This window comes from Larkinella harenae, assembly GCF_054780515.1.
On sequence record NZ_BAAGWE010000001.1, the window covers coordinates 2,722,298 to 2,736,062 of the forward strand.

The 13,765-nt window shown below is 51.3% G+C and carries 14 protein-coding genes; 8 read left to right on the top strand and 6 right to left on the bottom strand.

Annotated features, from left to right (window positions below; translation table 11 throughout):
* Nucleotides 1-142: 142 nt before the first annotated feature.
* Nucleotides 143-565, bottom strand: coding sequence for a hypothetical protein (locus ACYVH9_RS11145; RefSeq protein WP_460636392.1), 423 nt, complete (start codon nucleotides 563-565; stop codon nucleotides 143-145).
* 137 nt (nucleotides 566-702) lie between these two features.
* Here ACYVH9_RS11145 and ACYVH9_RS11150 point away from each other — a divergent pair, with 137 nt between their 5' ends.
* Nucleotides 703-999, top strand: a complete 297-nt coding sequence (locus ACYVH9_RS11150; RefSeq protein WP_460636393.1) for a hypothetical protein — start codon at nucleotides 703-705, stop codon at nucleotides 997-999.
* A 312-nt stretch (nucleotides 1,000-1,311) separates the two neighbouring features.
* On the opposite strand, the gene ACYVH9_RS11155 is transcribed toward ACYVH9_RS11150, so the two are convergent.
* Entirely contained in the window at nucleotides 1,312-3,693 is a 2,382-nt protein-coding gene (locus ACYVH9_RS11155; protein ID WP_460636394.1) for a TonB-dependent receptor, read from the bottom strand.
* Nucleotides 3,694-3,783: 90 nt separating this feature from the next.
* Between ACYVH9_RS11155 and ACYVH9_RS11160 the strand changes: the two genes are divergently transcribed.
* The 6 genes from ACYVH9_RS11160 (at nucleotide 3,784) to ACYVH9_RS11185 (ending at nucleotide 8,435) form a co-directional block, all read left to right on the top strand.
* Nucleotides 3,784-4,488, top strand: coding sequence for an endonuclease III domain-containing protein (locus tag ACYVH9_RS11160; protein ID WP_460636395.1), 705 nt, complete (start codon nucleotides 3,784-3,786; stop codon nucleotides 4,486-4,488).
* 152 nt (nucleotides 4,489-4,640) lie between these two features.
* Complete coding sequence (locus ACYVH9_RS11165) at nucleotides 4,641-4,910, top strand: hypothetical protein (RefSeq protein ID WP_460636396.1); 270 nt, start codon at nucleotides 4,641-4,643, stop codon at nucleotides 4,908-4,910.
* Nucleotides 4,911-4,975: 65 nt separating this feature from the next.
* The gene (locus ACYVH9_RS11170) at nucleotides 4,976-6,049 is read left to right on the top strand and encodes an endonuclease/exonuclease/phosphatase family protein (RefSeq protein ID WP_460636397.1); all 1,074 of its coding nucleotides are present in this window, start codon (nucleotides 4,976-4,978) and stop codon (nucleotides 6,047-6,049) included.
* A 95-nt stretch (nucleotides 6,050-6,144) separates the two neighbouring features.
* Nucleotides 6,145-7,191 carry a sensor histidine kinase gene (locus ACYVH9_RS11175; RefSeq protein ID WP_460636398.1) on the top strand — a complete coding sequence of 349 codons (1,047 nt, stop codon included), beginning with the start codon at nucleotides 6,145-6,147 and terminating at the stop codon, nucleotides 7,189-7,191.
* Nucleotides 7,172-7,939, top strand: coding sequence for a LytR/AlgR family response regulator transcription factor (locus ACYVH9_RS11180; RefSeq protein WP_460636399.1), 768 nt, complete (start codon nucleotides 7,172-7,174; stop codon nucleotides 7,937-7,939). Before ACYVH9_RS11175 ends, ACYVH9_RS11180 begins: the two co-directional genes overlap by 20 nt.
* 118 nt (nucleotides 7,940-8,057) lie before the next feature.
* Entirely contained in the window at nucleotides 8,058-8,435 is a 378-nt protein-coding gene (locus ACYVH9_RS11185; RefSeq protein WP_460636400.1) for a hypothetical protein, read from the top strand.
* Between the two features lie 43 nt (nucleotides 8,436-8,478).
* Here the strand turns inward: ACYVH9_RS11185 and ACYVH9_RS11190 are convergent, their stop codons facing one another.
* From ACYVH9_RS11190 to ACYVH9_RS11200, 3 genes are all read right to left on the bottom strand, one after another.
* Complete coding sequence (locus tag ACYVH9_RS11190; RefSeq protein ID WP_460636401.1) at nucleotides 8,479-9,282, bottom strand: carboxypeptidase-like regulatory domain-containing protein; 804 nt, start codon at nucleotides 9,280-9,282, stop codon at nucleotides 8,479-8,481.
* A gap of 326 nt (nucleotides 9,283-9,608) precedes the next feature.
* The gene (locus ACYVH9_RS11195) at nucleotides 9,609-10,178 is read right to left on the bottom strand and encodes a TetR/AcrR family transcriptional regulator (RefSeq protein WP_460636402.1); all 570 of its coding nucleotides are present in this window, start codon (nucleotides 10,176-10,178) and stop codon (nucleotides 9,609-9,611) included.
* A 217-nt stretch (nucleotides 10,179-10,395) separates the two neighbouring features.
* Nucleotides 10,396-10,827 (bottom strand): WapI family immunity protein, encoded by a 432-nt coding sequence (locus tag ACYVH9_RS11200; RefSeq protein WP_460636403.1) that lies wholly within the window; start codon nucleotides 10,825-10,827, stop codon nucleotides 10,396-10,398.
* Between the two features lie 236 nt (nucleotides 10,828-11,063).
* On the opposite strand from ACYVH9_RS11200, the gene ACYVH9_RS11205 reads away from it, so the two are divergent.
* A complete protein-coding gene (locus ACYVH9_RS11205) occupies nucleotides 11,064-12,272 on the top strand; it encodes a saccharopine dehydrogenase family protein (protein ID WP_460636404.1) in 1,209 nt (402 codons plus the stop codon).
* 56 nt (nucleotides 12,273-12,328) lie between these two features.
* Here ACYVH9_RS11205 and ACYVH9_RS11210 read toward each other — a convergent pair whose 3' ends face one another.
* A complete protein-coding gene (locus ACYVH9_RS11210; RefSeq protein WP_460636405.1) occupies nucleotides 12,329-13,630 on the bottom strand; it encodes a glucoamylase family protein in 1,302 nt (433 codons plus the stop codon).
* Nucleotides 13,631-13,765 lie beyond the last annotated feature (135 nt).

Genomic DNA, 13,765 nt, shown 5'->3' on the forward strand with positions numbered 1-13,765 from the left:
AAAACCGTTGTGCAATCGCAGTCTTCACATACTGCCAATGGGGCGTAGTGAGCTAAATACGCTGCGATCAACAAACCGTTGATTTCAGAATGTACCGATAAGAAATGACGATGGTGTCAGAAATGAGGAATCAAAAGTCATTTCAGGCAGGTTGGCCTGAATAAGCAGGCAGGAGTTCGGGGGGAAGCGCAATCACCTCGGTCGCTTTGGAAAGCAATCGAATGGGGCGCATGGCAATAAAAAGAAGGGCATAGCCCACCAGCCACCTGATTGGGTACAGGATGGAGAGTGAAGAAAGCATCCAGTTGAAAAAGGGTTTGGGCAGGTGGCTATTCTCGTCGGGGTCCGCGTGTTCCGGAATGATATTGGAAAACCCCAGCCATTCTTCCAGAACCAGTTCGCCGACGCTTTCCATTTCGTTGAACGACTCATCTTCAGCATATTGGCCGTACATATCGAGCCGAACATCGTCGGGCGCATCAATACTCAAATTGATAACGTGAAATGCCATTAGCAGGCAAAGCAGCCGGTGCAAAAAGGGCATCATTCCACGGTTAGACTCCATTAACTCGTTTCTCAGGTTGTTAGACCAAATATAACCCGATTTGCGGAAAACATGTTTCAGCTTGGCCATTACCGCACAAGTTGCTATTTTAAGTCAATTTTTTGCTGGTATAGTTTAAACTCTGTTCCTCTGAACGCATGAAAAAGCACTGGATTTTATGGATCATTCTTGGAATGGCGATCCCGGCAAAGGCGCAAAGTTCGGAGGCCAGCCGTTTTGTCCAATATACGCTCCGAAATTTTGACAAGTTCATCTTTACAAAACTCGATGATCATTGGATTAAGCATATAGCGCTGGCGTTGGAAGCCGATACACTGCGTTCGGAAGAACAGCGTTTTCTTTACCACGAACCGGAGCGAATCCTGATTTTAAGTGAATCGGAACGGAAATATGTTCTCAGAGAGTTGCGCAAAAGCCGGACTGTGCAAGACTAAAGTCAATTGCTGGAATCGGGAACGGTTTTTGCCGTTGATAGCACAAGTGGTAAAATTTACCACAACAAGGGACGAACCCGACCGAAACTTGCCGGAATCAATGACGAATCCTGGTGCGGTTTTTCGATTCCCATTTTTATCCGGGATAATACCCTGTGCATTTTTACAGTGACACAGGCCGACAGGGGCGCCTGGCTGTTTACCGAAAAACAAGCGATGCCGCCTGGCTCCCCTGGTTGATTGTCTTTACCTGGATCAGTTGAGCCAGACAATGGGGAGGGCCGGACGGCATCGTCGGAACAAAAAGGTGCTCTAAAATTCCCAGCGGTAACTCGCAATCGGAATCAGGCCCAACTGGTACTTCTGAATAACCTTGCCCTGGAATGCATCGAAGTAACTATAGGCGGCATTTTGCGCACCGGTCAGGTTTTGCAGGTCGAGAGCGAGGGTTCGGCTGTAGCGGGCTTTGCTTTTCTTCCAGTATATACGCAGGTCGGTGCGGAAATAGGCGGGAAGCTGGACCGTGTACTCGTTGCTGCCGTACACCGTGGTGTTGCGCTGCCGGGATTGATCCACATCGATAGGCCGGTCGCGGAAACCGCCCGCGTAGGTCAATCGGCCGTTGATTCCCCAGGTTCGGCTGCGGTTTTCGCGGCTGCGGCTCCATTCTTTTCCGGCGGTCAGGTTGCTGCTAAACTTGCCATTGAACCGCGTGTCACGCCAGATTCCGTCCTGAACCTGATACTGGGAGTTGTAAACCGAACCGGATGCAAGCAGGTAAAAGCTTTTGGACAAATATTTCTGGTAGGTCAGTTCGATGCCCCGGTTGCGGCCTTTTCCGGCGTTGACCAGTCGTTCGCTGACGTAGGCTTCCATGACGTTCAGCGCCGAGAACGTATTCCCGATGATTGGGCTGATCGGTACATCAAATAACAGCTGAGAATAAGCTTCAATTTTCGCGTAGCTGTCCGGGCCAAACTGGTGCGTGTAGCCCAGTGCGAGGTGATGCGCCTTCGTAAAGCCCAGCGATTTGTTGTCGTAAGTAGCTCCTCCCGGCACAATTTGTCCCAGATTGTTAGACAGATATACTTGCGGCAGTTGTTGCTGGCTATGCAAACCGTACGCCATCGTTATGGCTTTTCCGGGCAGCAATTCCCATCGGACCGAAGCGCGTGGCTCCAGCGATTGGCTATTGTTGTAGGTGAAGCTATTGTAAAACAAGCCAGCGTTAATGGTCAGATTGTCAATAGGTAACCACTGGTAGTTGACATAAGGTTGAATCATCCAGCCTTGAAGAGAACCTTTGAAAAGGACACCGTTCCGGACACTCGTCGAGAAGGGGTTGGTGTCCCTGCGAATATCCACCCAATTGGCTGCATGAGTCAGGTAAAGACCAGCCTTAACGCTGTTTCGTGCATTAATCCGGTAGTTTAGCGATGTGGTAAGAGTGGTCCGGGAGCCCGTTTGGTCGTCTTTCTCATAATTGGATGGAAAGCGATCATCGCCTGGGAATCCCTGATCCCGACCACTGTTGTTGGCCGACAGCACCAGCGCTGTTTTCCACAGCAGCCGATTGCCCAATGGCTGGGTCAACGTCAGCCCACCGGCGGCCATTGCGGTTGTAAAGGAAATGGTATTGCGGTCTTTGTCTTCGACTTGTTCGTCGGTGGCTTTGGCGATAAAGTCATTGCTGCTATTGCCCGCAAGACCAAAAACCGTAAACCGGCCTCCTTTGCGGGTCGGAAAATTCAGGTTGAACGATAAATCCTGAAACCGGATGTCTTCTCCGCCAAAGGTGACGCCCATCGCGGCCAGCAAACCCGTAAAGGAATAGCGGTAATTAACAAGGTAAGAAGATCCTTTCTGCTTCGAAATCGGCCCTTCGGCGGCCAGGTCCAGACCGATCAAACCCGCCTGAGCAACAAACTCATGGCGCTCGTTGTTGCCCGCTCGCAGGCTCATGTCCATCACCCCGCCAACGGTGTTTCCGTATTCGGGCGTAAAGGCCCCGGTCAGAAAACGGGTTGTGCCGAGCAACTGAGCACTTAACATGGTGACGCCCCCACCGCCCGCCGTGGGTCGGTCGCCGATGGTTCCGGCGTTGCTCTGATGGTTGGGATTCACGATCTCAACCCCTTCCAGCCGCCAGATCAGGCTGTTGGGTGAGTTACCGCGAATCGAAATATTGTTTGTGCCGTCGTAAGCGTTGACCACACCGGCGTAAGCCGTTGCCAGCCGGGCCGGATCAAGGTAAGTTGCCGGAAACCGCAACACCTGCTCGGTTGTGATGTATTCGGCGCTGAGCGTCCGGTCGGTGCGGGTACCAATGGCGGTGGCTTCGCCCAGTTGCTGTACACCCGGCTGTAGCTGAATTTCGAGTACCTGCTCTTTGCCGGATTCCACCAGTACTTCGTTGATGATCGTGGATTCGTAGCCGATAAACGAAACGCTAAGTTGCTGGCGTCCAACCGGTACGTTACGTAGCCGAAAATGCCCTTGTTCGTCCGTAATCGCGCCCGAATTGGCTGCTGTCGAGTTTTGCAATTGAACGGAAGCGCCCACCAGCGGTCGTCCCTGACTGGCATCCATGACGGTTCCGCGGATGGTTTGGGTGGGGGTTTGGGCCAGTGCGGCCAAGGCCAGTAGCCAGCAACAACAGAAGATTAGGGATTTGGAAAATAAAGCTGTCTTCATCTGATCATTTACGAAACGAAACCGTAAAAATACAACCACAAATAACCAATTCGAGTAACATTCCGTTGTTCTGACAAAAATCATTTTTGGATGACAACGTTGGATGCGACCCAGAAGACGGTTTTGGTGCATGAACTGCTCAATCAGCACTACGGGATTCAGGAAATTTATGCCCGGCTGGACCCGATGCACGAACTGATTGCCACGGTTTTGTCGCACCGGACCACGCACGCCAACGAGGTAACGGCTTTCCGGCGGATGCGGGAGCGGTTTGGTACCTGGGAAGCCATTCGGGATGCTCCCGTGGCAGAATTGACCGAAGCCATCCAGACCGCGAATTACCCAGAAGTCAAAGCGCCCTACATCAAGCAAATTCTAACCCGTATCATTGCTGAACGCGGGGAAGCCAATATTGATTTCCTGTGGGAGCTAAGCACCGAAGAGGCCTTGGCCTGGTTGACGGCGCTGCCCGGTGTTGGCCCCAAAACGTCGACTTTGTTACTGCTGTTTAATTTTCAGAAACCGGTGTTGCCCGTCGATACGCACGTGCACCGCGTGACGCAGCGGCTGGGCATTATCGGTCCCAAGGTGAGCGCCGACAAGGCCCACGCCATTTTGCTGGCGTATCTGCCGCAGGATGCCAAAGTCCTTTTCAATTTTCACAAGCATTTCTACTGGCACGGCCAGCGGGTTTGCACCTGGAGTTATCCCAAATGCGATCAATGCGTACTGAAAGACTACTGCGATTACTACGCCGAACGGCGGTCAGGGCGGGGAGCTGAAACACGGGGGTAGGTATTATTAAAACGCGATTAGGCCGTTTTTTTGCCGATGTTACAGCAGTGATAGAGGATGTTACAGCAGCGTTAGCCCGGACCGTGGCGGGGTATCTACCTTTGTTGAGTCGATCCGCGAATCGATGATGCCACATAACAACAAATACCGTCATGATTTCTAAACCAACTACCACGATGCCAACCGTTGCTTCTTTTTCCTGGGGGCTGTTTTTGTTCAGCATTCTGTCTTTTTTCTGTCTGCTGTTGTTTAAGTACGAAACCAGTCGGAAAATGAAGCGGAAATTGCGCCGGATTTTGTGCGCAACGCCAAACCGTTCGGCGGGGATTCCGGTTTATGAACCGAAGGCTGGGCAGCCGCTTTACCGACCCGTTTTTTTGCCTTTCCAGAGCCGGATTCCGGTAATCGTAAATGGCAACTGAAATTTGGGATTTAAGCTCTATCTTGCCTTCGTTTTTTGACTGTGCCGCAGTACCTGAAACCTGAAATGAGCAACGTAGAGTATTTTCTGATTGGATACGCCATTCTGATTACCGTCATTTCTTTTATACACCTCCTCCGGGTCGACTACTGGTGGATTCGGATCTGGGATTTTCCGCACCTGCAACTTACGGTTCTGGCGGGCCTTGGCCTGGTGGGGTGGCTGACCCTGAGCCGAAGTACGGAGTGGCCGATGCTGGCGGCCATGCTGGGGTTGCTGGCGGCTTTGGTGTACGAAAGCTGGCTGATTTACCCATTTTCTCCGCTGCACCGTAAGCAGGTGAAGTTCGCCGGAAAAGGACCTGGTAAAAATAACCTGGACGACAACACCATTCAGATTCTGAACGCCAATGTGTTCATGGACAATACCCAATGCCCGGACGTTCTAAAATTGGTGCAAAAGCACAAACCGGATGTGGTGCTGGTGCTGGAAGCCAATCAACGCTGGAAAGAAGCCCTGAAAACGTTGGAATCCGATTTTCCGCACCAGATTCTTCATCCGCTCGAAAACACCTACGGGTTGCTTTTTTATTCGCGCTTTCCGATTCGTCACCACGAAATACGGTTTCTGGTTGAAGACGATATTCCGTCCATTTATGTACAACTGGAATTGCGATCGGGGCAGCGCGTGCATTTTTACGGAATCCACCCGATGCCGCCCAGCCCAACCGAACATTACCGTTCAACCGAACGCGACGCCGAGCTGGTGATTGTCGGAAAGGAGGTTCGGAAGCAGAAAGAGCCGGTGATTGTGGCGGGTGATCTGAACGACGTGGCCTGGTCGCACACCACGCGGCTGTTCCAACGGATCAGCGGTCTGCTTGATCCGCGAATTGGCCGGGGATTGTTCAATACCTTTCATGCCCGATATTTCTTTTTGCGCTGGCCGCTCGACCATATTTTCGTTTCGCATCATTTCAAGCTTCGGAAAATCCGCCGGTTGCCCAACTGCGGTTCCGATCATTTCCCGATTCTGGTTTCGATGGTATACGCACCGGAAGCCGTCACCCGGGACGTTCCGGAGCCGGAAAAAGACGACCTGGAAGAAGCCGCAGAAATTGTTGATCGAGCAAACGACTAACGACTTCAGGCAACTCTGGGGAGAGTTGAGCCGCGAATTTGGCGTTTCCGGTTCGATTGTTGGCGATAAGCCGTTGCGGTTTTCCTAGTTGCAGGATGTATACTCATTTTTCATTTCGGCAAATAGCGGCAGTTGCGTCTCTGGTGGTGGCCTCGTTGGTCAACCTCCCCATGCTCACCCTGGCCAATCGACCCCTCTGGCCACCCGTGCCGGGGCTGCCCGACGTTTTCTACCAATTGACCCGTTTGCTGTTTCATCTGGTATTCACGTATTTTTTTATTGAGCTGAACTGCTACGGGTTGAGTGAAAAAAAGTACCGGACGTGGAGCAACCTGTCGGGCTGGTATGGTTTCAATTTCGTTTTATTCGTAGTGATTACCGGCGTTTTTGTGGCGATGCTGCTGCCGTGGTACCCGCAGCGTCCGGTGCTGGTGATGGTAGCGACTTATTTTCGAACGTTTTTTGTTTGGGGAACGGCTTTACTAATCGCCAACTTCCTGACGGTTGTGCAGCAAAACCGGCGGTTTCAGTCCGAAAATGAGCGGTTAAAGCAGGAAAAGCTACAGGCGCAGCTGGATGGATTGCGGGCGCAATTGAATCCGCATTTTCTGTTCAATTCGCTGAATGCGCTGAGCTCGCTCATTCGGGAGGGGAGCAGCAACACCCAGCCTTACCTGAGCCGGTTGTCGCAGGTGTTGCGGTATTCGTTGCAGGTGCAGCACCGTCCGCTTGTTTCATTTGCCGAAGAAATGCAGTTTACAACCGCGTATTTGTTCTTACTAGCCATCCGTTTCGGCGATAATTTGCGGATTGAGAATGCTTTGCCTACCCAGGCCGCCTGGTTACTGCCGCCCATGTCGATGCAGTTGCTGATCGAAAATGCGGTCAAGCACAACGTTATTTCCCGCGCCAAACCGCTCACCATTCACTTGCTACCTGGTCCGGCCGGATCATATATTGAAATCCGGAATAATTACCAACCCAAAGCCGAGTTTGTTGATGGAACCGGGCTGGGGCTGTCCAACCTAGAAAGTCGATTTCAGTTACTAGGCGGGAAGTCGATCCAGATTTTCCGGTCAGAGCACGAATTTTGTGTACGTTTACCCATTATTCCGGCAACCCATGCACGTACTGATCATTGAAGACGAAGTAACGGCCGCGGCCCACCTGACAGCATTACTGCGGGAAGCTGAACCCAATCTTTCGGTGGTGGCCGTGCTCGACAGCGTGGCCGAAGGGCGCGAGCGCTGGCATAGTTTTCCTGTTCCTGATCTTATTTTCTCGGATATTCAACTGGCGGATGGCCTTTCCTTTTCGCTGCTGGAACAGGTGACGGTTTCGTGTCCGATCATCTTTACGACCGCTTACGACGAATACGCCATTCGGGCGTTTCGGCACAACAGCATTGATTATCTCCTGAAACCGATTGACCGGGAGGCCCTGGAAGCCAGCCTTCAGAAATACCGGGCGCTGACCCGGTCGGCTACTGATGGACTGATTCGGCAGATGCAGTCGATGTTGGCTCAGCGAATAGGGGAGCCCCGAACCTACCGAAACAGCTTCTTACTTCCGTTTCGAGACAAATTGCTGCCCATTAAAACGAGCGATATTGCCTATTTCGAAATTGAGGGTGGCGTGGTATCGGCGACGTTGTACACCAAAATCCGCTACCCGCTGGACCAAAAACTGGACGAGTTGGAAAGCCAACTTGATCCCGCTCGGTTTTTCCGGGCCAATCGGCAGTTTATTGTTGCGCGTCAGAGCATTCGGGAAGCTGAATATTATTTCAATGGCCGGCTGCGGTTACGGTTGCAGCCCGAACCGGCCGGATTGGTTCTCATTAGCAAGGACCGTGCTCCGCTTTTTAAAAAGTGGATGGAAGAATACTGAGGCTTCAGGTCGGGTTTTAGCCGATCGGCATTCCATTATGCCGGCTTGACTTCAGATTTTCAGCATCCCAAGCATTGGCGCTTTAGGTTTGTATCATCATCATTCATCGAGCAAGCCAATGAAAACCAGTGTTTTTAAAACCGTACTTCTGATGGCCGGTATAAGCCTGTCATCCCTTACGTTCGCCCAACAAAAAGACCTCAGAACGCCGGAAGAGCGTGCTTCATTCCAGACGGCCCGGATGACGGAAAAGCTCAAGCTATCGTCTGGACAGGAAAACACAGTGGCTAGCATCAACCTGACCTACGCGCGGCAGAATCAGGTTTTGCTCGAAACCGGTGGAAGGAATTTGCGCACGGCCCGACAACTTCAGACGCAGATGAAGAAAAAAGATGGGGAGCTAAAAACCGTACTGAATCAGGAGCAGTATCAGCAGTATCTGGCCATGAAGGAAAGCATGAAAAGCGAATTAAAAACACGGCGCAGGCAAAACTAAATGGTTGGGGCGCTTAGCCACGCTGAGTGCCCCAACCGTTTTACTACCGTCGGGTAAAACCGATGCCCATATGGTTGGAGCGGGTGGCGGATTCCCGGCCGAGGAAATCGAGCGTAACCGATTCTGTATACTTCAGATCATCGCCCCAGGGATCGGTAACCAGGAGTTTTTCGCCCGTCGGTTTGTAAACCGCCGTTATGGTGTAGCGACCGATGGGAACATCTCGTATAAAGTCGTCGTAACGCTTCTTCGTTTGCAACGTCAAGGTCTTCCCGGTCGAACCGTCAATCAGGGGGCCAACGGGCTTGAAGGTAAACTCAATTTTTTCGTTATCCAGATCCAGTTCATTGGGGTCGCGATACAGTTCAACCAATCCGCCATAGTACAAATCCAGGCTCAGGTCGGGTATGTGGCCGGTCAGTTTCCATTGAAAATTCCGCACGGGTTTTTCGTCTTCTGAGAAGCTATCCGGATTTTCGGGATCAAGCTGGATTTTATAAATCCGGTCGTTGTAGGATTTCAGAATGTATCCTTTGGCCAGCCATTGGCCGAGGTTTTTTACCAACTGAATTTTATAAGACCCATCGGCTCCGGTGCTGATCTCAGCGCCCCGATCTTTGATTACCGTATTTTCGGTAAATATCGTAGCCCGGGGTAGCGGCTTTCCCTGCGGGTCAGTAACGTGGCCCGTTAGATAACCCGACTGACCCTTGGTGCCGGTTCCGGAGTCGGGTGGCGTCGTACCGGGTTCGGGTGATTCAGATTTACAAGAGGTTAAGGATGCAAGTGTCCCCAGCAAAAAGAGGGTAGTTCCAAGCAGTGCTTGAAAGGTTTTTCGTGCGTTCATCGTAGTCGTGTTGTTCTTGGTAATGCTCAAAGGTAAGCGCAGTAGCCCGCACGATTCAAGCTACAGCGGTATAGGATGCGGCAACCTTCGACTGAATTGTGAAAAAAACGACCTGATTTGAGGGGAAAAACCAGACCCGGGGTAGCTGACCCAGCCCTAGAAGGAGAACGGCGTTGTATATACGATACTTCAATTGGGAATCGGCCTTACCGAATCAGGAAAGAGCGGCCTGAGATGTGATCCGACTATTTACAAGAAAATTATTTGAGGTACGGCTGGCTTTTCGCCTACGGGCGTGCATTGACAACCGTACCTCAGAGCGGTGTTTAATCCAGCTTTGTATAGATGCGCTGAATCGCCTGTTCAATTTTCTGCCAGCCTTCATCCGATTGCAGGTCAATCTGCATAAATAGACTTTGGTTGGCCGCCATCAGAATGAGCATCGTTATCCCCGAAACCAGAATGGCGGTCACGGCGTTGAGGTCTTCTTGTTCCGTGGCAAAGAACTCGGTCATAATTTGCTGGTACGATTCATTGCGCGCCAGGGCAAGCTGCTGGCTGAAAAACAAACCGGGATTGCTGATTTCCCACTTCAACATTTCCTGGGCGGACGTCCGCGAGCGGAGTTCACGCAGCAGCCCGGTCAGGTACTTGATGCGGTTTTGCTGGGGAGATTCCGGGTCCGGCGTAGCTTGATTTTCCAGAAACTTTTTATTGTAATCGGTCAGGAAGCTCCCTTCGTGCAAAAACTGCTGCATCAACCCTTCCCACCCGCCGAAATACCGATAAATAAGCACTTTGTTAACACCGGCTTTTTCGGCTACTGCATTAATTCCCACTCGATTGGTACCTCGCTCAGAAATGACTTCACCGACAGCCTGAAGGATGCGGGCCATCGTTTGGGTTCGACTCCTTTTTCGGACTTCTAACATTGATTATAAATAATAACCGCCGGGACCAGAACGGACCGGCTCTGGTTTACGTGAATTGACCTGAAGAGAATCGCTTCTCTGACCAAAATTACCGAGAACTTGGCGAAAAAGGATTCATATGACGAATTATCATTTGTGAAATAAGCAGAAAAACTAGAAAACGGTTCGCCTGATACGTTACTCACCGTTCCGGAAAAAGATCAAGTTGCCGAACTAAATCCCGGATGGCTTCGCGCAGCTGAAATCGGGTGAGGGTGACATCCAGTAAACAGGGGAATTCGGGGTAGGGGTGCCAGGACGGTGTTAAGGCGTGATCCAGCTGAATCTGCAGGTGATATTGTTCGTTGGGCAGTGAGCTGGCTTCGACATTCAGCCCCGGTTCGGCAAAGGAAACGGTGACGTGAGGAATGGCCCGGTTCCAGAGCAGTTTGAGGCCATTGATGAGTCGTTTGATTTCCCAGGTTTGCAGGGGAGTCAGCTGGGTATGCAGTTTTTTCTGGAATTCGGTCGAAAGCTCACACTGCAGGCTGTTGCGATCCCGCCAGTTGCTGCCTTGAATGCCATATCCTTTTATGGCTAGTTCAAAAGAACCGGTAGAGTTGATTAATTTCATAACATGGAGTGGTTTAAAAATAGGGAAACATTTTGCCTATTAATCAAATATAGTATCTAGGTTGTTTTTGTCCTAACGGATAAACGGAATCTTTTTTAGGAAGCGGCCTATCTTTTCTTTTTCTTTTCTGGTATCAACGGGATGGGTCTTTCTATCTTTGCGCGATTTTGTTCAACTAAATTTGTCAGGGTGCCCGGCGCAGGGCCCGTGACAAACCCTAAACAGTCTTTGATCAAATGGCTAAAGTGCTGATTATTGGCGCCGGAGGGGTCGGCAGTGTTGTCGCCCACAAGTGTGCGCTAAATGCAGATGTTTTCACTGACATTATGCTGGCTAGCCGGACGGTTGCCAAATGTGATAAAATTGCCGCCGAGATTCGGGAAATGCACGGCGTAGACATCAAGACAGCCCAGGTCGACGCCGATATTGTGTCGGAAGTGGTCATGCTGATCAAACGGTTTCAACCGGTACTGGTGATTAATGTGGCCCTGCCGTATCAGGATTTGCCGATTATGGATGCGTGTCTGGAAACGAAAGTACATTACCTGGATACGGCCAATTACGAGCCAAAAGAAGTGGCTAAATTCGAGTATAGCTGGCAGTGGGCCTATCAGGAGCGGTTTAAAGAAGCCGGTATTATGGCGCTGCTGGGCTGCGGCTTTGATCCGGGCGCTACGCAGGTGTTCACCGCGTATGCGGCCAAGCATCAGTTTGACGAAATGCATTACCTCGACATTGTCGATTGCAACGCCGGGAACCACGGCAAAGCTTTTGCTACCAACTTCAACCCCGAAATCAACATCCGGGAAATCACCCAGCCCGGACGGTATTGGGAGAACGGCGAATGGATTGAAATTGAAGCGATGTCGATTCATAAACCGATCGAATACCCCGAAATTGGCCCCAAAGAATCTTATGTTCTTTACCACGAAGAACTGGAATCGCTGGTCAAAAATTTCCCAACGCTGAAGCGGGCCCGCTTCTGGATGACCTTTGGTCAGCAATACATTACCCACTTACAGGTTCTGGAAAACGTGGGAATGACCAGCATTCAGCCCGTCAAATTCCAGGGCATGGATATTGTTCCGCTGGAATTCCTGAAAGCCGTTTTGCCAGCTCCCGACACGCTGGGCGAAAATTATACGGGCCAGACGTCGATCGGTTGCCAGATCAAAGGCGTGAAAGATGGGCAGGAAAAAACGTATTTCATCTGGAACAATTGCGACCACGCGGAGACGTACAAGGAAGTACGCGGACAGGCTGTTAGCTACACAACGGGGGTTCCGGCCATGATCGGTGCCCTATTGATGCTGAAAGGTATCTGGATGAAACCGGGGGTCTGGAATTGTGAAGAAATGGATCCTGATCCTTTCATCGAGCAAATGAACCGGCAGGGCCTCCCGGTTCAGGAGCAAGTCAACCAACCGCTCAGCGTAGAAAATTAAGCATTACGAGTTGGCTGATGCACTCTTTTTAGCTCGCGTCAGCCAACTCGTAATGCTTAACTCCTCAGCCAGCCTCCCCGAAAACCCGCCCGCAGCAAACCCCGACGCAGGGTGGCGTTGCGCATCATCAGGTTCCAGATCATATTCGTACGGTAATTTTCCGTCATCAGCAGGATTGGCCCACTGTCAATGCCCAGGTAGTCTTGATCGAACCATTGCCCCGGGTAGGTCAGATTGAAGGCATCCTTAAAGCCGTACGTTCCGTAAATTTTTTTGCCATACCGGTATTTCATCAGCTGGAGCGCCCGAATGCTTTCTTCGGGGGTAAACGGCATGGAGCCACCGGCTGCGGTGGGGGCAATCGTACCGTCGTCGACAACCTGTGTCGCTGCGGCTCCACGGGCACGATAGGAGAAAAAACGTTGCCCATTGATTACCGTGTCTTTGGGCCCGTCGCAGGCGGTCAGTCCCCAGATATCAGCCTCATATTCCTTAAATTTTCCCGGATTGGCCACGCAATAGGCGCGGTTGGCCAAGGTAGCCCGGCGGCTGTTTTCAAAGTAATCGATTTCTGCGGTGCGCATGTACGCATCTTTAATGCTGCGGAAGTCGATCCAGATGTGTGAGTACTGGTGCCCAAATAAAGGTTCAAAATTTACGTACGAAAAACCCTGAAATTCTTTCCACGCATACGTGGACGTCCAGGCCGCCCAGGCCTCGGATTCCACCGGAAACGTGGGCGATGCGAGCGCCAGGACATATAAGATCATGGCTTCATTGTAGCCTTTCCAGTCGGATTGAATAAAACCGTGTTCGGGGTGCCAGCCCATTGCGAGCAACGGTTTTCGGGTCTGCATCCATTTCCAGTCCACGCGCCGGTAAATACGATCGGCCAGCGTCCGGATTTCTTTTTCTACAGCGGTATTTTGGTTGAAATACGATTGGCTGCTCAACATGCCGGCCAGCAGCAGGGCTGTATCAATGCTGGATAATTCGACTTGTTTATACCGGTGCCCGGTTTTCATGTCCAGGAAGTGGTAGAAAAAACCACGGTATCCAGTCGACCCTTTTTCGCTGGTCGACTGGGGGGCATTGTGAAAGAAACGGAGCGTTTTCAGGGTGCGTTCGGCGGCCTGCTGGCGGGTGATGTATCCTCTTTCGACACCGATCAGATAGGCCGTCAGGCCAAAGCCGGTGGCGGCAATGCTCGCAAAAGAGGGCGTTGGATACCGATCAGGAATCAGGCCGTGCGGATTGTTACCTAAATCCCAGAAATAGTGAAACGTTTCCCGCTGGAGTGAATCCAGAAACCGTTTTGAGGTGGCTATTCCCCGACGCTGTGCCATGGCTTGCGTCATGAGCTGACTAATAAGCAGTAGTACCAATCCGGATTGTAGTATTCGGATGCAGCGAACCAAATTGGGGATAAAGGAGCCTTCCGCGTTCATCATAGGCATTGACTAGAAACCAGCGTGTGAAATATAAGTGAAATA

Coding starts and splice junctions, on each gene's coding strand:
- ACYVH9_RS11145 (WP_460636392.1), bottom strand. CDS start 565: ATGGAGTCTAACCGTGGAATGATGCCCTTTTTGCACCGGCTGCTTTGC.
- ACYVH9_RS11150 (WP_460636393.1), top strand. CDS start 703: ATGAAAAAGCACTGGATTTTATGGATCATTCTTGGAATGGCGATCCCG.
- ACYVH9_RS11155 (WP_460636394.1), bottom strand. CDS start 3,693: ATGAAGACAGCTTTATTTTCCAAATCCCTAATCTTCTGTTGTTGCTGG.
- ACYVH9_RS11160 (WP_460636395.1), top strand. CDS start 3,784: ATGACAACGTTGGATGCGACCCAGAAGACGGTTTTGGTGCATGAACTG.
- ACYVH9_RS11165 (WP_460636396.1), top strand. CDS start 4,641: ATGATTTCTAAACCAACTACCACGATGCCAACCGTTGCTTCTTTTTCC.
- ACYVH9_RS11170 (WP_460636397.1), top strand. CDS start 4,976: ATGAGCAACGTAGAGTATTTTCTGATTGGATACGCCATTCTGATTACC.
- ACYVH9_RS11175 (WP_460636398.1), top strand. CDS start 6,145: ATGTATACTCATTTTTCATTTCGGCAAATAGCGGCAGTTGCGTCTCTG.
- ACYVH9_RS11180 (WP_460636399.1), top strand. CDS start 7,172: ATGCACGTACTGATCATTGAAGACGAAGTAACGGCCGCGGCCCACCTG.
- ACYVH9_RS11185 (WP_460636400.1), top strand. CDS start 8,058: ATGAAAACCAGTGTTTTTAAAACCGTACTTCTGATGGCCGGTATAAGC.
- ACYVH9_RS11190 (WP_460636401.1), bottom strand. CDS start 9,282: ATGAACGCACGAAAAACCTTTCAAGCACTGCTTGGAACTACCCTCTTT.
- ACYVH9_RS11195 (WP_460636402.1), bottom strand. CDS start 10,178: ATGGCCCGCATCCTTCAGGCTGTCGGTGAAGTCATTTCTGAGCGAGGT.
- ACYVH9_RS11200 (WP_460636403.1), bottom strand. CDS start 10,827: ATGAAATTAATCAACTCTACCGGTTCTTTTGAACTAGCCATAAAAGGA.
- ACYVH9_RS11205 (WP_460636404.1), top strand. CDS start 11,064: ATGGCTAAAGTGCTGATTATTGGCGCCGGAGGGGTCGGCAGTGTTGTC.
- ACYVH9_RS11210 (WP_460636405.1), bottom strand. CDS start 13,630: ATGACGCAAGCCATGGCACAGCGTCGGGGAATAGCCACCTCAAAACGG.